This is a genomic window from Paenibacillus sacheonensis (assembly GCF_009909195.1).
Lineage (GTDB): Bacteria > Bacillota > Bacilli > Paenibacillales > Paenibacillaceae > Paenibacillus_Z > Paenibacillus_Z sacheonensis.
The window spans coordinates 500,117-519,770 of record NZ_JAAAMU010000001.1 but is presented as its reverse complement, the minus strand read 5'-3'; the positions used below and the strand labels follow the sequence as shown (position 1 = coordinate 519,770).

Here is a 19,654-nt window from a genome sequence, read left to right as displayed (position 1 = left end):
GGCTGGCCTTGCAAGCGCATAGCCTCGATCGGCGGCTTAATGGTTCGTCATTCCGCGCGGGCGGCCTTCACGTAGTTGCCGCCGTTCATGACGACGATGGCGCTGTCGACCGCCGTTCCGGTCAGCTCGAACAGCTTGCTGCCTTCCTTCAGCAGGCTGCTGTCGCCGTCCTGCTTCTCGTACGGCTGAATCGCCTCTCCCTCTGGAACGGCAATGGAATCCATGTTCGAGACGTTCCTTCGTACTTCGCCGATCTGTCTTCCTATCTCTGCCTCCGGGACGGCCTCGTCGCTGATCGCATACGTCTGACCATGGTTCCATACGACGAATGCGTAGGCCCAAGATGCCGAGCCGCTGACCTTTGTCTGCGGATGATCGTCGCCGACGGTCCTGTCGGCATTCTTCTCTTCCGCTGCCCCGCAGGCCGAAAGCGACAAGGCGAACAATCCGATCACGACGATGAACTTCTTCCTCATAGTACCGCCTCCATATCCGAGCGTCGGCTTATCCTTTTCTTGATTTACTAAGACGGCTTGAAAGCGGAAAAGGTTGCCTGGACGATTGCCGGCACCGAACTTATCAAGCCAAGAAAGACGAGAGACGTTGACGCAATGCGCATAACGCTTGGCGGCAGCAAAAACAGGTCAGCGGCTAGCCGCTGACCTGTTTCGCACGCATTATGATTTGGATGAACGCTCCTGCGTCAAGTCCCGCAAAAGGTCTGATAGGGCCGATTCGACGGCGCGGGCGGCTCGGCGTATTCCGCTTGCGACGGGTCATGCGCGAATGGATGCGCAAGCACCTCCAGCAGCCGGTCCATCACGGCGTAATCGCCTTCTTCCACTGCGGCTCGCAGCGCTTCCTCCACCCGGTGATTGCGCGGAATGACCGCCGGATTGCTGTCCTTCATCAGTTGACGGGAAGCAGCTCGCGACAGCTGTTGACGCTCCCGTCGCGCCAGCCATCGTTCCTGCCACCGATCGAAATCGGCCGTGCCGGACATGGGCGTCTCCTCGGGCTTGTCGAACGTCAAGGCGACGAACGTATTCGTATAATCCGCCCGATGCTTCTGCATCAGATCGAGCAGGTCTTGGACCAGCGCTTCATCCTCCGGCTCTTCGCCGGTCAATCCGAGCTTCGCCCTCATTCCGGAGAGCCAATGATGCTGATACTGCTCGATAAATCCCGCCAGCGCATCCTCCGCCAGCTTGACCGCCTGCTCCTCGTCGGCATGCAGCACCGGCAGCAGCGCTTCCGCCAACCGGGCCAAATTCCAAACGGCGATGCGGGGCTGATTGCCATACGCATAGCGTCCTTGCGTGTCGATGGAGCTGAAGACCGTTGCCGGATCGTACGCATCCATGAACGCGCAGGGTCCATAGTCGATCGTCTCCCCGCTGAGCGCCATATTGTCCGTGTTCATGACGCCGTGGATGAAGCCTGCGAGCTGCCAGCGGGCAATGAGCGAAGCTTGGCGCCTGATGACTTCTCGCAGCAGCGCGAGGCTGTTGTCATCGCCCGCTTCCGCTGCAGCTTCAGGGTAATGCCGCTTCAGCGTATAGTCCGCCAAAGCTCGCAGTTCCTCGACCGGCCGGCCAGCCGAGGCGTATTGGAACGTGCCGACGCGAATGTGGCTCGCGGCCACCCGGGTCAGAACGGCACCGGGCTGCTCTGTCTCGCGGTATACGGGCTCGCCCGTTTCCGTCACCGCCAGGCTGCGCGTAGTCGGAATGCCCAGCGCATGCATGGCTTCGCTGATGATGTATTCGCGCAGCATCGGACCGAGTCCCGCACGGCCGTCGCCGCGGCGGGAGTAAGGCGTCCGGCCGGAGCCTTTCAGCTGAATATCGAACCGCTCTCCCGCGGGGGTGATCTGTTCGCCAAGCAGCAGCGCCCGTCCGTCCCCCAGCATGTTGAGATGCCCGAATTGATGTCCGGCATACGCTTGCGCAAGCGGCATGGCGCCTACCGGCACCTCATTGCCGCCGAACACGGCAGCGCCCTCCGGGGTATTCAGCGCCTCGGCGTTCAATCCGAGGGCAGCGGCCAACGGAACGTTAAACCGAACCAGCTTCGGCGCGTCCACCGGTTCCGGATCCTGCCTCGTGAATAGGGCTTCCGGCAGATTCGCGTAGCTGTTGTCGATATTCCAGCCCGGCTGCCGGCTTGCTTGATTAGCTGTCATGGCAATCCCTCCTTTAGCTCCTGTATTCAGACCTTCTTTCTATACCCAAACGAGGATTTCGTATTCAAGTTAGAAGGCAACGAGCAACAAGGACATCTCTCCCTACCCTTCTACCACGTCCGCCTCCAGCTCGCTCGCGACCTCCAGCATCATCGGAATGACCGCTTCATTGGTGCCGGATACGTAGAGGTCGCCCTGATAATGCCGGAATGGAATCCGATCCGAACCGTGGCTCCACATAAAGAAGTCCCCTTCGATCGACATCGTCGTAGCGCCGGTCACCGTAAAAACGGAGGTGTACGCGAAGTCCGGCCTCGCGCCGAAATACCGCTTGCATTCCTCAAGCGTGATGGCGGCGTCCTGACTGCCGCCCGACTTGATTTCTCTCGTGATGCGATAACGTTGACTCATTGTAAGCCTCCATAGGATTGAATTTCGATGGTTCCGTTATTGTTTGCTGCCGATATAAAGCAGATGCGAGCCGGTCGCTCCCAGCAAGTAAGGATCGTCGGCCGATTCATAAATCATTTCCATCAGCCTGTCTTCTTCGCCGCGGTTCGACCAATAGGCCCAATGCTCGGGCGATAATTGGCCGCCGAGTCCGGTCGACGATAGTAACTTAACCGTTTCGAAGCCATGGCTTTCAAAGAAAGGCAAGATATCCGCAATCTCGAAGAAATAGGCGCCCGTGAAACGGCCCGGATCCGCATGATCGAATCGTCCGCTACGCTTGAAGGCTTCGATCTCCGACATGCTGTCCAGAGGCTTCCACTGCTCGGGCGACATCAAGGCGGTCAATACTTTGCGAATGCGCGGCCTGACGGCCGCGAAGACGATTCCGCCGGGCTTGGTCACCCGGTACAGCTCCTGAACGGCCTTGACCCGATCCTCCTCGCGCTGCAAATGATACAAAGGTCCGAGCATTAAAGCCGCGTCGAATTGCTCCGATTCCAGTCCGTGCAGATCTCTGGCGTCCCTGACAAGAAAGTCGGCAAAACGATGCGCCAGTCCGAGCTCGGAAGCTTTCTCTTCGGCGATCTTCACCTGCTCCGGCGTTAGATCGGCCAGCGTTACCGCGTACCCGCGCTTGGCCAGCTCCATCGCGTACTTCCCCGGGCCGGCGCCATTATCCAATACGTGTCCGCCAGCAGGAAGATAGGAAGAAATAAAATGCCAATTCACCTTGAATTCAAGCGGTTCCCGGTCCAGCCGACCCCACTCGTCGAACTTCGAATAGTACGCGACCACATCGCTCATCTCCGCAGCCCACCCATCGGTAATTTCAACCATAATAAAGCCTCTTGGGGACATTAGCAACTATTCGATGAGATCGATTGCGGATTTGACGCCGACAGCTGCTCGTCCCCTCCCCTCGGCAGACATGCTTTGTTCACTAGGTTCATCTCCCGAAGCCATGCTATCATAAGGATCAGATCAAGATCCCGGTCAACCAATGCCCCATCCAACTCAAACGCAAGCGAGGTATCCGCGATGTCATCATCCGCACCTAACAAGAACCCCCGCACGGTGATCCGTCTGCTGCAGACCGTGACGCTGCTGCGCAGCATGGGGCAGGGCGCCGCCCTTGCCGTTACGAGTCTCTATCTGAACGAGCTTGGCTGGAGCGGAGCCGCGATCGGCGCGGTCATCGCGGGAGCAGGCATCTTCCGCGCCGTGCTGTCGGTGCTCGCAAGCGAAATTAACGCGCTGCTTGGACCCAAACGTTACCTGCTGGTTTATGAAAGTTTATCGCTGCTTGCCGCTATTCTCGCTGCCGCGACCTCCGTGTCCTGGCTGCTCGCGGCAGCGGTCATCATGGCCGGACTCGGCAGCGGCCATTCCGGATCCGGCGGCCCCGCCGCGCCCATCGAACGTGCCTGGCTTGGCGCCTACGCGAGAGACAAGCAGCGAGCCAGGGAATTGTTCGGCAGCAACGCTTTGTTCGGCTATGCCGGCCTTGGATCCGGTGCGCTGCTCGCTTGTCTGCCCGCATTGTTCTATGGCACCTCGGAGGGAACCGGGAGCTTCCGGTTAATCTATGTATGTACCGCAATCCTGACGGTTGCTTGTCTCTATTGCCTCTTCCGTCTGCAAGGCGGCGCCCGCAAGCCGAAACCGGCAGCCGAGCCGGCTGAAGCCGATTCGAAGCGGCTCGGCGAGGCAGCTGCGGAGAGCGGCAAGCCGCGCCGAGAAGGCAGCAAGCTCATAACCCTGCTATCCGGGATCGTCATCATCGTCGTGCTCTCGGGCCTGCTGCGTTCCGCCGGTCTTCGCGAATTATCGCTCTTCATACCTGTCCTGTTCTTCCTGCTCCTGCTTGCGTCCGTTAATTATCGCCTGTTCCGTAAGCCGCGAACGGAGCGGGAGGCGAACGGACGGACCCAGGAGATCAAGCTGATGGCAAGCGTGCTCGGCGGCGTCACGGCAACGATGACAAGCACCGTGAGCGCGTATTGGTTCACGGTCCGTTACGGTGTTTCTCCGGGAATGATCGGCGCCGTTATGGGCGCTTCCTTTCTGAGCGCAGCGCTGGTATCGCGTCTGACAAGTCGCGGCTCGAGCCGGACCAGCGCGCTGCGAACGATCATCGGTCTCCAATCGGCCGCGATCGTTCTGCTCCTCGTGCTGCCATGGGTCGCATCCTTCCCGCCGGCCGCCATCATCGAGATCTGCTGCACCGCTTGCTGCCTGGGCACCCGCGGCAGCCGTACGGCCGTCATGATGGAGGACCGCGGCAAAGCTCCGCGAACCTTGCTGGCAAGACTCAATCTACTGGTCGTTCGATTATCGGCCGTCACTTGGCCAGGCGTATTCGTTGCTTTCGTCGCTAGAGGCCATGCGGTGCTTCCTTTCTGCCTCGCGGCCGTCTTTCAAGCGATTGCAGCCATCCTTTTCGGCTTCGCTTACCGCCGGGAAGGGCGCCCGGACATGGCTGCGCCTGCATCTCCTGCAAGCTCGACGATCGAATCGGCCAGCCGCTAGGGCTGCCGATGACGATTTACTCTTCCTTACGCTCGAATACAACGCGCGAAGGTTTATAGACGCGTGCGCGTTGGGCCGGCTCCGGCTCGACCATTTTGATCTGCATCTGCTTCTGCTGCTTCGTTTTCCCGGTAACCGCTTTGGCTTTGCCTTTGGGCTTCGTCTTTGCGTCCGGCTTCGCTTTGGCAGCGGATTTGGGCTTGGATTTGGACGTACCCGCTGCGCTCTTCGGCTGTCCGTCTTCTCCGCCTGCCGCTTTCACCTCTTCCGCCTCCTCCTCCGCTATGACAGGCGCCGGCTCGATCACGTTCTCCGCGGCGCTTTGCCTCGCGAGCATGCCGTCATGCAGGCGCCGCTCCTTGATACGGGCCGGCTCCTCCAGCAAGCTTCCCGACATCCGGCTGCATTCCTGCTTCGTGATCGGCTCCTTGACGACGACGAAATGATACAGGATCTCATCCACCATGTTGAGCTGGACCTCCATCAGACCCATCCGTTCTCCCGGCTCGTACAGCGGCGATAGGTACAGCGGGAAATAAAAGAACTCCATGCGAAGCAGCCGAAAATCCATCTCGCTCGGCTCCGCGGGAATGAACTCCGGCGAGAACTGCACCGCCGAGACGATCTCATGATGATGCTCCTTGGGCGTCAAATAATACGGCGTATATTCGTTAAACGCGCTGCGGATCGACGGATTCGCCACATGAATGGCTGCCTGCGCGTGCGGGGCGACGATGCAGACGACAGCCTTATGCTTGCATACCCGGTAAATTTCTTTCATCACGCCGCGAAGATCCTTTGCGTATTCCAAGCTTCGGCAGGCGAGCAGGAAGGACACCGAATCGTCCTCCAGCGGCAGCCGCTCGTTCAAATCATGCACCAAATCGGGATTCAGCGACGCATCAACGTCGATCCCCATACAATCGCGGTGTTTATTCAAACCGCAGCCCAAATCCACTCGCTGCATGCTGCGACCTCCCATTTGCCGAATTTCTCCATACTGACATTGTATGAAGCGGTTCGGGAGCTGTATGCCGCGAAGGGCGAACCACTTTGACGCTGCTTGTTTAGGCATTCTATCCGAAAGCATTCTTCACAGTACCGTTTGAAATATGTCCCTGCGCTTCATTCGATCGAAGAAAAGACCCTCTAACGATTGTAGGGAGGGCTAATCGGCCCAAAACGCCCGTTTTCTACGGCTAACGGCTGCCAGGAGGCTTATAGCTTGATTTATTCGTATAAATCAGCTTCTTGATGCCAGATAACGTCACCTATAATCGTTAGCGTTTAATCAGTCGTATTTCTAGAGGAATAGCAACGCTGACAATCGTTAGACGCCGGACCGAATTCGCGGTGAACGATCGATCGCCGGCTTCTGACTCTCTTCTGAGCTTCCTTAACAGGCTGCGGTTTCTGTGCATCCCGATACCGCTTAGCCGCCTTCCATCTTCATGCGCAGCAGCTGCAGCAAGTAGTCGTCCAGCCGTTCGATCATCAAGTCTCGGGTCAGTCCGGTGACCCCGAGCGCCGTCCAGCCGCCGTACACTTCTGGCTCCCAGAAGGCGAAATCGATCAGCGAGACGAGATCCCAGTACGGATCGTACGCGAAAGCGTCGCCTGCATGACGGCAGTATGCGGCCAGGAACTCATCGGCAGCCTCCAAGCCATGCAACATTACCAGATTCACGCGGCAGTGGCCGACGTCGACTCCGGCTGGCCCGATGCAGCCGTTCACCCAATCCACGACACCGCTCACCTGATCTTGTTCCCAAAGAATATTGGTCGGATGATAGTCCCGATGAATGAAGCATGATGGTCCAGCGGGCTCGGGCTGAGTTACGATCGCAGCAGCGGCCTGCCATTGCTCCGGACAGCTCGACCACGCAGAGGTATCCAGCTTGGAACCATCGCAATAACGAAAATAAGTCCACGGCATCTCTCCGGGATCCGCCTCTGCTTGATGAATCGCCGCTAGCGCGCAACCCATATGATCCAGCCAGCGGCTCATGCTCGGCGGTGCCAATACGACCTCGCCCGCAAGCCGCGACATCAGCACGGCCGGTATTCCGCTTACGCTTCCGTGTTCGTCGAACGCGATTACTTCCGGGGTTGGCACACTCGCGAACTTTGCAGCCATTCGCAGGCTTCGCGCCTCATGGCGGGCGAGTTCCGGTTCATCGCGCAGCCAATCCTCGTTATTGAACAGCCGCAGTACGACCGCACGCTGCGCTTCTCCCAGCTGCAGCAGGATCTCGTAGACCAGCGAAGAAACGCCGCCCTCAAGCCGCTTGACCGCAAGCACTTCGGCGGCGGGCTCCACGGCTGCGGCAGCCCATATCAGTGCTTGTTGAAGCATCGGATGGTCGTGTTCATGCTTCACCATGTGAATCACCTGCCTCTGCTTCGGATAACTTGCTAACTTGCTTACCGTTCAATCATAGCCGCCTTCGGCCTCGGGCAGCGCTTTATAGGCGGGCTTTCCTTTTACGATGCCTTGGATATACGTTTGCAGATCAAGCAGCTTCCGCGCATCATCCGTGACGGTGCAGTGCTCCGACGACCAGGTCAGCGACTGGGTATTACTCGCGATCGTAATCATCCAGCTGGCCTGGTTAAAAGGCGTCTGCGCGCAGTTAGTGGTTGTCGGATTCAGTTTCGTCAAATGGATGACATCGATCGCTTTCATCTTCGCGTAGATCGCGCCCATTTCCTCCTCGGAGAGGGTGATGTCGGCAGTCGCGGCTCCTTTTACGACCAAATCCTTGGTCACCGTATTCTCGTAGGTGTTGATCTCGTCCTTCATGCCGTAGCCGTACCGTACGGAGAAATCGAAATCAGACGGCATCGCTTCGGGCATTCCATTCTTATGCAAATCGCTTTGGGATGCCTTCTGATCCACGCTCGCTGACGGGCTTTCCTCCGCTCCGCATCCGGACAAGAACACAACCGCCGTCCATGCGGTCATCAACCACTTCTTCATCCTAATCCCCCCTTCTTATGTAGACGTATCGATTCGGCGGATGTTGCTTGGCGGAAGCCACGGAAAAAGGGATTTTCGTCTCGGATGGCGAACGACTATGCAGCTCATTCTGATCGAGAGCGTCCTGCTTCAGCATTCGATCAGCGTATCCCATTTGCAGAGGATGAACCTAGACCAGCTGCGTGGTCTTAGCGATGCGCTTCAGCTGCTACTGGCCCCGCTGAACCCAAGCTTGATTTACTATTACCACACCGACGTGGAAGGGCAGTGGCGATTTATATGCAGCGTGCTCGGCAACGAACGGGGGCCTGTCTCCTTCCGGTCGGACGCCGACTTCGTGGAAGCCGGCGAAGCGTGGAGCCGAAGTCAGGCGTTCGTGCGGACGATTGTCGACGAATGGGCGATTCCTAAGCTTGTCATCGAGAATACGGATTACTTGTGGGCGGACTATGACGCGCGCATCGATGCTTTCGCAGCATCCGTGCTGGAAGGCAGGAGAAGAAGCTAGCGGGTAGACGATAAGAACCGGCCGAAGTAGAAGAATAGAAGAAGAAGGAGAGGGAGAAGCATCGACCGGTTTTGCATGATTTCACACAAAGCAATCCGTCTAGAACGTCCCGTCACCTTGCCTCGTCGTTCACCGGAAAGGCCAGGATCGCAGCGATTTGTCCCGTGAAGCTTATGAGTCCGCAGCTCGGGTCATTCTTGTCGACGATCAATGTCCACCTTGTCAGCGGGGATCCGTTCAGGTAAGCACCGTCTTCCATCGGATCCTCCGACGTGGCGATGCCGTTACGGTCATAGAAGGCTATCACCCGCGACAGCCATGCAGGATGCTCCTCCAGCGCTTCGTCCTCCCAGCTCACCGATTGCAGCTCCATCTTATCGTTATAGGCCGGCTTCCCTTCGCCGCGATCGTGTTGAATCCGTTTCTCGACCTCTTCGACTGCGCCCTGCGGAATGAGCGCTGCTACCTCGATCAACGCGCCGTAAGTTTCGTCGAACCGAAGCTTCAGATCGGTCGTTTGGCCGTAGACGACTGCATCTTGAACGGTCATCGCGCCGGTCGAATCAGGTACGACGGCATCCGCTAGATGCAGCGCGGTTCTGACTTCGGATGCGCGCATCCCCCATTTCAACTCCTGCATGGGCAGAGGCGTGCCGTAATTCGATTCCTTGCCGCAGCCAATCAATAAGCAGCTTGCGAGCAGCGTCATCATGAGGACCAGGACGAATTTCTTCATACGCCGTGCACCTCCGGGGTTCAAGCTAATGATGGAGCAATTGCTCAAGCTCCTGCACGCTTCGTGGCGTCTACGATCAACAGGTCGGGATCGGCATACGTCCATTTTGTATCGCAAATCTAATCGAACTCTTCATTTTGTATTTCAGTGATCGTTTCTTTTATATAGCTAGTAAGCGTAGGAAGACTTTTCATGATCCACTTTCTACCGGCCTTTGTTGTATCGTGACCCGTACTACTCCTTAAAAATTTTTTTGTCGTAACATTTCGTTGTACCCAAATAATAATATTTTCCGCGTCCAAAATGCCTAAATAAACCGTTGGTCTGAGTGCTAGCTGCAGCAGCTTTTGTTCAAGATCCGCCCTGTAATAACAAACATGGGCAATTAGCGCGAAATTAATGAGAGCCGCGAATTCACAGTTACCAGATGGATAATATTCACGAATAGCTGTTCTAATTTCGTCTTCAGATAACTTATATGGAGAAGCTGCAACGGTGTTTAGCATCACCGTCAGCCTAGGATCGGAAATGTAAATACGTATGTCTATTACCTCGTTTCTTCCTATCCCTTTAAATTCTCCGGATTTAAACCCTGCAGAGCCTCGGGAAGAAAAACCCCATCCTTCTGAACCAAGAGGTCATCGAACCAGATCTCGCCCCCGCCGTATTCGGGTCGTTGAATATTCACGATATCCCAGTGCAGCTCGGACAAGTTATCATTGCCAGGCGACAGAAAAGGGACGCAGCCGGGCGTGAAATGGTAACTGCCGCAAATCTTCTCGTCGAATAACGTATCTTTCATCGGCTTTTCGATATAAGGGTTCAAACCGATGCCGAATTCGCCAAAGTAGCGAGCAAGAACGGAACGCCACCGACCGCATAGGCTTGTTTGATCAGCTCTTTGACCATGGGTGCAGCCATTCAAATCCATGTCTGAAACGATTTATGGACCAGCTTCACATCGTTTGCAGCTGCCCATTTCACCATATCCGCCATGCCTTTATCCTCGTCCTCGGAAAACCGGAAACACAACTGGAGAGGAACGAAATAATTTCCATATGGCTTGATCCCAATAACGGGTCTGAAATAGCCCCTTTTCATAATAACGCTGATTTCGTTCGCATGAATGGTCCGGCCGTTTAATCGCAGCTCAAGACGGTCTAGGACGATCTCCGTCGGTTTCTTAAACGTTCTGTACAACGTCGCAGCCAGTACGACTAGACAAAACAGTAACGCTGCGGCTGCATAAATAAATAGGAATGCATTATCCCTCTCGTTCCATGAACGGAATAACTGGAGTGCCAGCATCAAGGTTACAGCCGACATGGATATCATGATCCTTATCCCCGATGGGCCTTTTATGGGATGTTTTACATGATCGATTTCGAACACCTCCTGTCATGTCAACATTACCATATTCTTCTTGAATTGGAACCCCATTTAGCGTGTTTCGGTGTCGTACCTGTTCGATGTAATGGAGAAGTTTTGACTTCCACAAGCCAACTTACTGCTATCCCAGGTTGCATGCAGACAAAAAACACCTTCTCTCTTAGACGGCGTCTAACAGAGGAGGTGCTGTTCATTACGGCCTGCTGCTGATGCAGGTTACTCGGTCGTCGTTCGGACTTCCCCGTTCGAGGAGCCGGTTTCCTTCAAATCCGCCGCTCCAAATCAACGACGATCTTCCCTCTCACGTGGCGCTGCGACAGCCGCGTCAGCTCCTGCGGAATTTCTTCCAACGCGATGAGCTTCCCGATCATCGGATCGACTTTGCCGGCGGCCATAAGCGCCATGAATTGCTCCGCCATCGCGGACAAGTCTTGCACGGCACGTTCGTCGCCCGATAGATACGCGCCCGAAAGCATCAGTTTATGTACCGAGAACGTCTTATGGGAGGGCTGAAAATCCGCTACCGTCTCCGGTGCGCCCGCGATGCAAGCCAGCTGTCCGCCGAACGACAGCATGGACAAGTCCGCCTGCGCCGTCTGCCGATTGACGCCATTCAAAATACAATCGACGCCTCTTCCTTCCGTCAGCGCCATGACCCGTTCATGGACGTTCTCCGCGTTGTAGTCGATCACGTAATCGGCTCCGAGCGACTTCACGTAGTCGAAATTTTCCGTCGATGCGGTCGCTAATATAGGCGAAGCGCCGAAGGCTTTCGCCAGTTGTACGGCGTAGCCGCCAACGCCGCCCGCGCCTGCATGGACGAGGATGGAGCTGCCCGCTTGAACGTTCATCTTTCGATTCAGCGCCTGGTACGCCGTTAATCCTGCGCACGGGAAAGCCGCCGCCTCTTGGTACGTCAAACCGTCCCCAATGCGGGCTGCCGCTCGCGCTTGCACGATGCCGTACTCGGCGAAGGTGCCGGGTTTCGTAAAATTGCCGTGATAGACAACCCGGTCTCCCTCCGCCCACTCCGTTACGCCTTCGCCGACCTTATCCACGATACCGGCCGCGTCCAAGCCCGGAACGAATGGATACATCCACGCGGGATTCCCGTTCTTGGCCATTTTATAATCCGCCGGATTCAAGCTCGCTGCCTGAATGCGGACTCTGATCTCGCCGGGTCCCGGCTCGGGGATGGGCAGCTCCTGCAAGGCGAACGTGTGCGGCTCGCCGGGAGCATGGAGGACAATCGCTCTCATAAGACAACTCCTTCATTCGAATTTCTACCAGCATAGCACAGTTGCTGGCAGAAGCTCCATCCAAGCTACCGTTGAACGGTTAAGGCGGGCGGCTGAGGTGGAGATTCTATACGCTATCCTTCTTGTTGAATGACGCGTTCAAAAATGATTTCATATTCTCCCGGCTTGCCGTTTCCGTTGTAGTTGGTCGGCAACACTTGTACTAATCTCCAGCCTTGCTTGGCATATTCATCGATTGTTTCTCGATGCGTTGCAGAGGTGAAGAACCCGCCTAGGGAAGTTTCTACGTACTTGTATTCGTACATGGTCAAGCTCGATCAATCCCTTCAATCCATCTATGTATGGCTTATGGGGCGATCCACTCATACAGCAGATCCGCTAAATTTTCTTCGTTTTCATGTCCTCGGCCAATGACTGTGAATCCATGCTTTTCATAAAACCGTTGGGCTTTCTTGTTGACTTCAAACGTGTATAAGGTCAATTTGCCGCTTGATTGGGCCTTCGCTTTATGGAGTAACTGTTGGCCGATACCGACTCCCTGATGATCGACATGCAGATAGAGCTGGCTAATTTCACGCTCATTGTAGGCCAGGATCCCAACCACTAGTTCGTCCATGAGCACGATGTCCACTTGAAAGTGAACGGGCAAGATATGATTCAAAAAGTAAATGTGATCTTCAACGCCGTGGATTGCTTTCTGCCCCAGCGCCTTCTCCTTGCTATCTCGCCACATCTTCACGGTTTGCTCGGCATACTTGGGATCGTACGGCGTAATTTTGTAGGACTTCAAGGTCATCCCCCTTAATAACGATCGGATCTGAGCAGCATTGACCGATTCCCCCATGGCGGTTTAACCAAACCGATGTCATTTACGCTTGATTGGCCCCATGGACATCGTTAGTCAATGAATCACCCACGTGTATACATGCCTGTCTTCGAATCGGTGTTTAGGATACGTCGCACTAAGTTCTTCCGCCAGATGACCATCGGTAATTCCTATGTAGCGCAAGGTGTGTTTAAAGGCTTCAAGTCGCACCTGTTCCAGGTTGATTACGATGCCCTTTAACTTTCGGCGACCTTATTTCTGAATTGAACCATCTTATCAATAGTCACTGGCGCTCCGATTCGCAGTAGATCCAGTGTTTTGCACAACGCATGCGCCTATAGTCCCAGAGCGTATCATCCGCGTCAATCAAGCCTATTTATCAACTTATAAGAGGGATCGGCTTCCCAGGCCTCGAAAGGAACAAAAGATTTTGCATGCATAGCATCTAATAGTCGAGATCTTTGCTGCGGTTTCGTTATGTACTCGTAAATATTCGATTCATCAATTTTGATGTATTTCGCTTCGACGATCTCGTCTTCTTGTACGTTTATTTCACCGCTTACGTACTGGGCTCTGAAGCATATCGTTAATACTTGTTTAGTTATGTTCATGTAAACACCTGTTATTCCAATTGGCTCAATGATGATCCCCGTCTCCTCAAGAAACTCTCTTTTGATTGCTTTATCAAGAGGTTCACCCCGTTCAACATTTCCACCGGGCATCTCCCAAGTATCTGAACGCCGATGTGTTCGAAGCAGCAGCACTTCGCCGCTTTCATTCGTGAGTAGGGCTGCAACTGAGATACATTGTGTTGGCAAGCTGTACTCCAAACCAATCCCTCCTGTGGAAATACATTCGAATCGAAGTCGCGCCGCAGCACCCTGCCAATATTTAACGAAATTGGTTCTAAATTGTTGCAGCTGGGCTGCTTTACGCAGGGCTCGACCAACTCATTTTATAACGCTTATCGTTCAAAAATAGACGCTCACCTATTTCACCCGAGGTGAGTACCTTATTAGGGTTATTACTATCCATCAACGAGGTGATCTCCGTGGGGTACTTTGTTACCGTAGAGCCAGGGGTAAAAATATTCGTAGAGGATCTCAACCCGAATGGGAATAAGACGATCCTATTTATTCATGGCTGGCCGTTGAATCATAAACAGTATGAATATCAGTTTACTTTTCTGCCAACCCTGGGCTATCGCTGCATCGGGATTGACTGGCGGGGATTCGGGAATTCGGATAAACCCTTTAGCGGCTATAATTTTGACCGATTGGCCGATGACGTCCGCGCCGTAATCGATGCCCTCCAATTAAAAAACTTCACGCTGGCAGGACACTCCACGGGAGGAACGATATCGATTCGGTACATGGCCCGACATCAAGGCTACGGGGTCTCCAAGCTTGTCCTGATCGATGCTGCATCTCCGGGCAGCGTTCCCAAAGAAGCTGCGAACAAATTCATTGCCGATACCCTTCAAGACCGTCCTAAAATGCTGCGGGACTCAACCGGTCTTTTCTTCTTTCAATATCTATCGCCGCCGAGCGCAGACTGGTTCTTTCAGTTAGGATTAGAAGCAGCCACTTGGTCGACGGCCGCGATTATGGTTGCGCTCCGAGACGAAAATGTGTACCAGGATCTCGGGAAGATCGTCGCGCCGACGTTAATTATTCACGGCATCCATGATAAAATCGTTCCCTTCATCAATGCGCAGGAAACCAATAAACTCATTCGCAATTCTCAGCTGGTGCCCTTCCAATACAGCGGTCATTGCCCTTTCCTCGACGAACGCGAACGATTCAACCACGTGCTGGTTCAGTTTACTGGCTGATCGTTCATGCTTAGCCGTATTGCTCTGTAAACGACGAGAATGCACCACAGTCTGTCATAGGCAAGTTTGGGGCGATCTGGCAAAGAATAATGTTATAAGAAGTTAGTTACGAATATAAAGTAGAACATCGCCAATGTATTGATCTATAGGTTGCGAGGTGTCAACCTTCATACATTCCAGTTGCACTGGCTTTTTGGCCCGGTTAATGACCTCTTGCCATTTTTCTTCAGGTATATTAACTGGACCAATTTGGGTTATCATTCGTTTGCGATTTTTCAATCTATGGTTAAGTTCGTGAATATCATTTAACACACACTCTACATACTTGTATTTCGCATTATATTTTTCTGCCAATGCTAGTCCTTTTTCAACCAACTCTTCATATAAGCATGGACTATCCAATATGACGCTGTGCCCTTGCACGAGATAAAAATCGATTAATGACCATTCAATGTGGTAGGCAGGGAAACCGGACATTTGTACAAAAAACATCATCCAAACCTCCATATAAATCAGGAATAAACGATACTAATTTATTGTAAAACAATAAATTATGTGGTAAATTCATTTTGTAGTTCATTATGCAAGCTGCTTCATTAGAACGTTGCAGAGGAATGAATGAATGAATGAATGAATTGGCGAGGTGTTTACGTTGAGAGAAATCACAACCTTGTTTTTAAAAATAGCCGTGATTATAATCGGACTGCCGGTTTTAGCGTTATGTCTCTTTTTCGTCCCGCACGTGGCGAATTTCGCAGGCAAATCGTATCCAACTATTGCCCCAATAAGATATCTCGTTTTCATCGTGATGTATGGAGCGGCTGTGCCTTTTTATTATGCTCTCTACCAGACCTTCCATCTGTTACGGTCTATTGATAGGAACACGGCGTTCTCGGACATATCCGTTAAGGCGTTAAAGAACATTAAAATCTGTGCGATTGCGATCAGCGGGTTGTATGTTTTAGGCATGCCGCTCTTTCGTTTGATAGCGAGGAAACTCGACCCGCCCGTTGGATTTATGGGACTCGCCATCATTTTTGCTTCATTGGTTATCGCCGTTTTTGCCGCTATTCTCCAACGGCTTCTGCAAGAAGCGATTCACATCAAATCGGAAAACGAGTTGACCGTCTGAAGCAGGCGGGAAACGCCCCTGAAGCAGCCGCCTGTTTAAAGGGCGGCTGTTTGGTGGGCAGTTATCATCACGACCATGGATTATCGTGGAAAGAAAAGAGGACTCGCCTTGCTGCAGCGGTTCCTCTTTCTCTTCCTGACCATGACGAACGCGTTACTTTCTAGCCCTGAAAATCATGAAATTCTGATCGTCGTTCAGGGGTTGTAAGTTATAACCACCGTAAACCACTATCGCTTGAAAGCCGATCTTCTCGAGCATCATGATAAATTCGTACTTACCGTACCATCTTAATTTGGATGTCGTGAATACGGTATCGAGAAGTTCTCCGTCCTTCAAGACTTCGTACTTATCCTGATTTGTTTGCACTTGATCATGGAAAATCACGCTGGAAATGGAGCTTAGAATCACTTCTGCTCCGTCGCTCCGAATGCCGCTTCGGCTAACCTTCCACTCGTCCGTGTTCACGTTCCGGGGAATAAACAATGGAATGAGGACCTGACCGCCGTAATCTAGATGATTGAATATGCCTGCTAAAGCACGAATAGCCTCGTCTCGTTCTGACACGCACATCAAGGATGCCATTGGAATGTAGATCGTTTTATATGTCTTTGGCAGTCGTAACTCTTGTATAAGTTGGTTATGCAGAACTGGGGATACTCCTCTGGCAGAGGCTTTAAGCGTGCAGAGTTCGAGCATTTCCGCTGAGCAATCCACCCCTTCGACATCGTAACCCTCCGTCAAATAAGGCAGTAGCAGCCTGCCCGTTCCACATCCGATTTCCAAAGCAGCTCCCGGAACCTCGTCCATGAATTTCTTGTAGAAATCCGTATCGTCGAAACGGTCTCCCGAGAACCAAATGTCGTACGTGCTGGCAACGATTCCTTGATAGGTTCCCTGATTAAAAGCCATACGTGGCATACCCTCCATCATATAAAATGCCAACCTTATGGAAGGGTCTGCTTATCGCCGTGCTTATCCCTTCCGCTCCTCGAGATTGAAGACGACAACCTGATTTCTTTTATTCATTTCCACACGCTCGCTTTCGGTTTGGGATATTTCTACCATACTGTAAAAGTAAATTTATGTAAACCGATTGTCCGTCAGGCATGGCCATTGTAATAACGATCCAGATTCGCATAGGCGCTGCCTGAGTTGCTCATAATATCCAGGATGCAAGTTTAATCGTACCGAGGTGATCAGAACATGAATGCCCTAAGCATAGACATCGAAGTGAATGAGGCTCATCTCAGGCAACAATTCGAAGACTGCTCGGATATCGTGTTTCGATCCTTCAAGCTTTCGGATGGCGCGATGCTGCTGCTCGTCTATTTGGACGGCTTGACCCATGTTCAAAGCGTGGAGGATAACATTCTTCGGCCCCTTCTATTCAACGGGCTGCCGCAAGGCGAAAAGCCCGTGCCTTCGCTCGCCGAGAGAATGAAGCGCGAGTGGCTGCCGCTCGCGAACGTCCAGACGGTGGACTCCTCGGACGCGCTCGTGCAGCATATCTTGAGGGGCAGCCTAGGACTGTTGGTGAACGGCGAAGCTGCCGCGCTCATCGCACAGATTCCGGGCTTCGAAGAACGAAGCATTCAAGAGCCGAAGAAAGAAGCGACCCTCCGCGGCTCCAAAGAAGGCTTCGTCGAGAATCTCCGTACGAATACGTCGCTGCTGAGACGCAGAATCATTCACGAGGATCTGAAGATGGAATCGTTCACGATCGGCAGCTATACCCAAACCGAAGTCGTCCTTGCTTACGTGAAAGGCCTTGCGGACGAGAACGTCCTCTCCGAAGTGCGGAAGAAACTCGGCCAAATCGATATGAAAGGCATCATCGATTCCGCCTATCTCGAGGAGTGGCTGGAGGGCAGCTCCTACTCCATCTTTTCGCAGATTCAGAATACCGAACGGCCGGATATCGTAGCCGCGAGTTTATTGGAAGGCAAGGTCACGCTCATCGCGAACGGAAGCCCCTTCGCGCTTATTCTTCCCATAACCTTCTGGTCGGGACTGCAGTCCGCGGACGACTATTTCGAGCGTTTCGTCTTCGTCATCCTGACAAGGGCCGTCCGGTACGCCATGACGTTCATTTCGTTCGCCCTTCCCGCCATCTATGTCGCGCTGTCGACGTTTCATCCGGAGATGGTCCCCGCGAATCTCATGATCAGCATTGCGACAGCCAGGGAGAATTCGCCTTTTCCGACCGTTATCGAAGTCTTCATCATGATGTTCATCTTCGACGCCTTGCAAGAGGCCGGCGTTCATCTCCCCAATCAGCTCGGTCCGGTCGGCAGCATCATCGGCGCGCTGGTCATCGGACAAGCCGCCGTCGAAGCCGGCATTATCTCCACGCCGATCATCATCGTGATCTCCCTGACGGGCATCGCCGCTTTTACGATCCCGAGATACAGCGCCACCATGCCCTTTCGCTTGACCCGGTATATGATACTCTTCATAACCGGATTTCTCGGTTTCGTCGGGTTTGCATACGGCATCATCTTCCTGCTGATCCATCTGGTTATGCTCGAATCGTTCGGAACGCCTTTCTTCCGCCCCGTTGCCCCGTTCGACGGCAGGCGAATCAAGGATATCTTCATCCGCTATCCCTTCTGGATCAAGAACGGCCGGAATAAGAAAGGCGGGCAGCAATGAAGCGGTTCTTCATGCTGTTATGCGTTCTGCTCATGGTTACGCCGTGCGTCTCCGGCTGCTCGGATTTCGTTGAACCGAATCAGCTGGCCTTCGTCATCGGGACGGCAGTCGATCAAGTTCAGGACGGTTCGATCGAAGTGAGCCTCCAGGTCGTGATTCCATCCCAACTTCAAAAGGGAAATTCCACCAATTCGGAAAGCTTTATCGTCATATCCGCCAAAGGCAGGGACGTGTTCGAAGCCAGTCAGAACATCCAGCGCAAAATTCCGCGGAGATTGATGACGAGCCATCGCATCCTGATTGCGATCGGAGAATCGTACTTTCAAAAGAACGAATTAAACCTGCTGTTCGATAAACTCGCAAGAGACCCCTCGAACACGTTGAGAGATGTCGTCATCTTGATCAAAGGCGGGCGCGCGAAGGATTTCCTGAGGCTCAAGCATCCCATGGAATACGTGACCAGCCTCGCGGCGAGCAAGGAAATGAACATTAACGGACTCCAAGACTTCACGTCGCGTCAGCTCGTCATCGACAGTCTCTCGCAGGGAACCCGGCCATTGGTGCCGGTATTCAAAGTCGAGCATAAGACGGTTAGCAGCCAGAAAAAGTCGGAGGGAATCCCGGTGTTCGCCGGCTTCGCCGTGCTCAACAAGAAGCTTAAACCGGTGGGATTCCTAAACGACACCGAATGCGCCGGCGCGAGCTGGCTGGCGGGAAAAGGCATGTTCCAAGGCATCACGATGCCGTGGAAGAACGGAAAAGGCATGCTGTCGTTTCGACTTTCCCGTCTGGATCGCAGCATTCGTTCCGTCCGCGGTCAAGATCCCAAACAGGTCGTTCTTGCCATCAAGGCTCAGGCCTACCTGCTGGAAAACACGGCCTCGCTCGACATGACCGATATGAATACGGTCATAGACGTCCAGAAATACATGAATGCGTATATTCGGAAGGACCTGCAGGCTACGGTAAACAAAGTCCAGAAGTCGGGCTCCGACGTATTCGGCATCGGCGAGTACTTGCATCGCAAGCACCCGATCTGGTGGAAGAGGCAAAGGGACGAATGGGACGCGAATTTCAAAACGGTCCAGGTTACCGTCAAGTCGGATATTCAACTCCGTTCGGTCGGCGTGATCGGCGGGGAACTCAAATAATCACGGCAAGGAGCGTCGCT

The 19,654-nt window shown here is 53.6% G+C and carries 22 protein-coding genes and 1 pseudogene; 6 read left to right on the top strand and 17 right to left on the bottom strand.

Annotated features, from left to right (window positions below; translation table 11 throughout):
• Nucleotides 1-47 precede the first annotated feature (47 nt).
• The 4 genes from GT003_RS02110 to GT003_RS02095 all read right to left on the bottom strand — a co-directional run bounded on the left by GT003_RS02110 (nucleotide 48) and on the right by GT003_RS02095 (nucleotide 3,442).
• Nucleotides 48-476, bottom strand: coding sequence for a hypothetical protein (locus GT003_RS02110; protein WP_161693893.1), 429 nt, complete (start codon nucleotides 474-476; stop codon nucleotides 48-50).
• A gap of 227 nt (nucleotides 477-703) precedes the next feature.
• Nucleotides 704-2,185 (bottom strand): protein adenylyltransferase SelO, encoded by a 1,482-nt coding sequence (locus GT003_RS02105; protein WP_161693891.1) that lies wholly within the window; start codon nucleotides 2,183-2,185, stop codon nucleotides 704-706.
• A gap of 102 nt (nucleotides 2,186-2,287) precedes the next feature.
• Nucleotides 2,288-2,596 (bottom strand): hypothetical protein, encoded by a 309-nt coding sequence (locus GT003_RS02100; RefSeq protein ID WP_161693889.1) that lies wholly within the window; start codon nucleotides 2,594-2,596, stop codon nucleotides 2,288-2,290.
• Between the two features lie 36 nt (nucleotides 2,597-2,632).
• Nucleotides 2,633-3,442 carry a class I SAM-dependent methyltransferase gene (locus GT003_RS02095; protein ID WP_161694293.1) on the bottom strand — a complete coding sequence of 270 codons (810 nt, stop codon included), beginning with the start codon at nucleotides 3,440-3,442 and terminating at the stop codon, nucleotides 2,633-2,635.
• 234 nt (nucleotides 3,443-3,676) lie between these two features.
• Here GT003_RS02095 and GT003_RS02090 point away from each other — a divergent pair, with 234 nt between their 5' ends.
• On the top strand, nucleotides 3,677-5,167 hold the full coding sequence (locus tag GT003_RS02090) for an MFS transporter (RefSeq protein WP_161693887.1): 1,491 nt from the start codon (nucleotides 3,677-3,679) through the stop codon (nucleotides 5,165-5,167).
• A 16-nt stretch (nucleotides 5,168-5,183) separates the two neighbouring features.
• On the opposite strand, the gene GT003_RS02085 is transcribed toward GT003_RS02090, so the two are convergent.
• From GT003_RS02085 to GT003_RS02075, 3 genes are all read right to left on the bottom strand, one after another.
• On the bottom strand, nucleotides 5,184-6,134 hold the full coding sequence (locus tag GT003_RS02085; RefSeq protein ID WP_161693885.1) for a class I SAM-dependent methyltransferase: 951 nt from the start codon (nucleotides 6,132-6,134) through the stop codon (nucleotides 5,184-5,186).
• A gap of 465 nt (nucleotides 6,135-6,599) precedes the next feature.
• Nucleotides 6,600-7,550: a phosphotransferase family protein gene (locus GT003_RS02080; RefSeq protein ID WP_161693883.1), complete on the bottom strand. Its 951-nt coding sequence runs from the start codon at nucleotides 7,548-7,550 to the stop codon at nucleotides 6,600-6,602.
• Between the two features lie 48 nt (nucleotides 7,551-7,598).
• A complete protein-coding gene (locus GT003_RS02075; protein WP_161693881.1) occupies nucleotides 7,599-8,147 on the bottom strand; it encodes a hypothetical protein in 549 nt (182 codons plus the stop codon).
• Nucleotides 8,148-8,244: 97 nt separating this feature from the next.
• Between GT003_RS02075 and GT003_RS02070 the strand changes: the two genes are divergently transcribed.
• Nucleotides 8,245-8,655 carry a hypothetical protein gene (locus tag GT003_RS02070; RefSeq protein WP_161693879.1) on the top strand — a complete coding sequence of 137 codons (411 nt, stop codon included), beginning with the start codon at nucleotides 8,245-8,247 and terminating at the stop codon, nucleotides 8,653-8,655.
• 112 nt (nucleotides 8,656-8,767) lie between these two features.
• On the opposite strand, the gene GT003_RS02065 is transcribed toward GT003_RS02070, so the two are convergent.
• From GT003_RS02065 to GT003_RS02030, 8 genes and pseudogenes are all read right to left on the bottom strand, one after another.
• Nucleotides 8,768-9,391: a hypothetical protein gene (locus tag GT003_RS02065; protein ID WP_161693877.1), complete on the bottom strand. Its 624-nt coding sequence runs from the start codon at nucleotides 9,389-9,391 to the stop codon at nucleotides 8,768-8,770.
• Nucleotides 9,392-9,510: 119 nt separating this feature from the next.
• Nucleotides 9,511-9,897, bottom strand: a complete 387-nt coding sequence (locus GT003_RS02060) for a hypothetical protein (protein ID WP_161693875.1) — start codon at nucleotides 9,895-9,897, stop codon at nucleotides 9,511-9,513.
• A gap of 56 nt (nucleotides 9,898-9,953) precedes the next feature.
• Nucleotides 9,954-10,247, bottom strand: a pseudogene (locus GT003_RS02055) (aminopeptidase); the annotation flags it as partial.
• A gap of 65 nt (nucleotides 10,248-10,312) precedes the next feature.
• Nucleotides 10,313-10,726, bottom strand: a complete 414-nt coding sequence (locus GT003_RS02050) for a hypothetical protein (RefSeq protein WP_161693873.1) — start codon at nucleotides 10,724-10,726, stop codon at nucleotides 10,313-10,315.
• Between the two features lie 317 nt (nucleotides 10,727-11,043).
• Nucleotides 11,044-12,039: a zinc-binding dehydrogenase gene (locus GT003_RS02045; RefSeq protein WP_161693871.1), complete on the bottom strand. Its 996-nt coding sequence runs from the start codon at nucleotides 12,037-12,039 to the stop codon at nucleotides 11,044-11,046.
• A gap of 113 nt (nucleotides 12,040-12,152) precedes the next feature.
• On the bottom strand, nucleotides 12,153-12,344 hold the full coding sequence (locus GT003_RS02040; protein ID WP_161694291.1) for a DUF4177 domain-containing protein: 192 nt from the start codon (nucleotides 12,342-12,344) through the stop codon (nucleotides 12,153-12,155).
• Between the two features lie 41 nt (nucleotides 12,345-12,385).
• Nucleotides 12,386-12,772: a GNAT family N-acetyltransferase gene (locus tag GT003_RS02035; protein ID WP_239565699.1), complete on the bottom strand. Its 387-nt coding sequence runs from the start codon at nucleotides 12,770-12,772 to the stop codon at nucleotides 12,386-12,388.
• Between the two features lie 455 nt (nucleotides 12,773-13,227).
• The gene (locus GT003_RS02030; RefSeq protein WP_161693869.1) at nucleotides 13,228-13,695 is read right to left on the bottom strand and encodes an NUDIX hydrolase; all 468 of its coding nucleotides are present in this window, start codon (nucleotides 13,693-13,695) and stop codon (nucleotides 13,228-13,230) included.
• Between the two features lie 221 nt (nucleotides 13,696-13,916).
• On the opposite strand from GT003_RS02030, the gene GT003_RS02025 reads away from it, so the two are divergent.
• Nucleotides 13,917-14,699: an alpha/beta fold hydrolase gene (locus GT003_RS02025; RefSeq protein WP_161693867.1), complete on the top strand. Its 783-nt coding sequence runs from the start codon at nucleotides 13,917-13,919 to the stop codon at nucleotides 14,697-14,699.
• A gap of 102 nt (nucleotides 14,700-14,801) precedes the next feature.
• Here the strand turns inward: GT003_RS02025 and GT003_RS02020 are convergent, their stop codons facing one another.
• Nucleotides 14,802-15,194, bottom strand: a complete 393-nt coding sequence (locus GT003_RS02020; RefSeq protein ID WP_161693865.1) for a P-loop nucleotide/nucleoside kinase family protein — start codon at nucleotides 15,192-15,194, stop codon at nucleotides 14,802-14,804.
• Nucleotides 15,195-15,351: 157 nt separating this feature from the next.
• Here GT003_RS02020 and GT003_RS02015 point away from each other — a divergent pair, with 157 nt between their 5' ends.
• Nucleotides 15,352-15,831, top strand: coding sequence for a DUF2975 domain-containing protein (locus GT003_RS02015; RefSeq protein ID WP_161693863.1), 480 nt, complete (start codon nucleotides 15,352-15,354; stop codon nucleotides 15,829-15,831).
• Nucleotides 15,832-15,984: 153 nt separating this feature from the next.
• Here GT003_RS02015 and GT003_RS02010 read toward each other — a convergent pair whose 3' ends face one another.
• Nucleotides 15,985-16,740, bottom strand: a complete 756-nt coding sequence (locus GT003_RS02010; protein WP_161693861.1) for a class I SAM-dependent methyltransferase — start codon at nucleotides 16,738-16,740, stop codon at nucleotides 15,985-15,987.
• 294 nt (nucleotides 16,741-17,034) lie between these two features.
• Here GT003_RS02010 and GT003_RS02005 point away from each other — a divergent pair, with 294 nt between their 5' ends.
• Together GT003_RS02005 and GT003_RS02000 are read left to right on the top strand one after the other, a co-directional pair.
• A complete protein-coding gene (locus GT003_RS02005) occupies nucleotides 17,035-18,483 on the top strand; it encodes a spore germination protein (RefSeq protein ID WP_161693859.1) in 1,449 nt (482 codons plus the stop codon).
• On the top strand, nucleotides 18,480-19,634 hold the full coding sequence (locus GT003_RS02000; RefSeq protein WP_161693857.1) for a Ger(x)C family spore germination protein: 1,155 nt from the start codon (nucleotides 18,480-18,482) through the stop codon (nucleotides 19,632-19,634). Before GT003_RS02005 ends, GT003_RS02000 begins: the two co-directional genes overlap by 4 nt.
• Nucleotides 19,635-19,654: the final 20 nt, after the last annotated feature.

Coding starts and splice junctions, on each gene's coding strand:
- GT003_RS02110 (WP_161693893.1), bottom strand. CDS start 476: ATGAGGAAGAAGTTCATCGTCGTGATCGGATTGTTCGCCTTGTCGCTT.
- GT003_RS02105 (WP_161693891.1), bottom strand. CDS start 2,185: ATGACAGCTAATCAAGCAAGCCGGCAGCCGGGCTGGAATATCGACAAC.
- GT003_RS02100 (WP_161693889.1), bottom strand. CDS start 2,596: ATGAGTCAACGTTATCGCATCACGAGAGAAATCAAGTCGGGCGGCAGT.
- GT003_RS02095 (WP_161694293.1), bottom strand. CDS start 3,442: ATGAGCGATGTGGTCGCGTACTATTCGAAGTTCGACGAGTGGGGTCGG.
- GT003_RS02090 (WP_161693887.1), top strand. CDS start 3,677: ATGTCATCATCCGCACCTAACAAGAACCCCCGCACGGTGATCCGTCTG.
- GT003_RS02085 (WP_161693885.1), bottom strand. CDS start 6,134: ATGCAGCGAGTGGATTTGGGCTGCGGTTTGAATAAACACCGCGATTGT.
- GT003_RS02080 (WP_161693883.1), bottom strand. CDS start 7,550: ATGGTGAAGCATGAACACGACCATCCGATGCTTCAACAAGCACTGATA.
- GT003_RS02075 (WP_161693881.1), bottom strand. CDS start 8,147: ATGAAGAAGTGGTTGATGACCGCATGGACGGCGGTTGTGTTCTTGTCC.
- GT003_RS02070 (WP_161693879.1), top strand. CDS start 8,245: ATGCAGCTCATTCTGATCGAGAGCGTCCTGCTTCAGCATTCGATCAGC.
- GT003_RS02065 (WP_161693877.1), bottom strand. CDS start 9,391: ATGAAGAAATTCGTCCTGGTCCTCATGATGACGCTGCTCGCAAGCTGC.
- GT003_RS02060 (WP_161693875.1), bottom strand. CDS start 9,897: ATGCTAAACACCGTTGCAGCTTCTCCATATAAGTTATCTGAAGACGAA.
- GT003_RS02050 (WP_161693873.1), bottom strand. CDS start 10,726: ATGATATCCATGTCGGCTGTAACCTTGATGCTGGCACTCCAGTTATTC.
- GT003_RS02045 (WP_161693871.1), bottom strand. CDS start 12,039: ATGAGAGCGATTGTCCTCCATGCTCCCGGCGAGCCGCACACGTTCGCC.
- GT003_RS02040 (WP_161694291.1), bottom strand. CDS start 12,344: ATGTACGAATACAAGTACGTAGAAACTTCCCTAGGCGGGTTCTTCACC.
- GT003_RS02035 (WP_239565699.1), bottom strand. CDS start 12,772: ATGTGGCGAGATAGCAAGGAGAAGGCGCTGGGGCAGAAAGCAATCCAC.
- GT003_RS02020 (WP_161693865.1), bottom strand. CDS start 15,194: ATGATGTTTTTTGTACAAATGTCCGGTTTCCCTGCCTACCACATTGAA.
- GT003_RS02010 (WP_161693861.1), bottom strand. CDS start 16,740: ATGGCTTTTAATCAGGGAACCTATCAAGGAATCGTTGCCAGCACGTAC.
- GT003_RS02005 (WP_161693859.1), top strand. CDS start 17,035: ATGAATGCCCTAAGCATAGACATCGAAGTGAATGAGGCTCATCTCAGG.
- GT003_RS02000 (WP_161693857.1), top strand. CDS start 18,480: ATGAAGCGGTTCTTCATGCTGTTATGCGTTCTGCTCATGGTTACGCCG.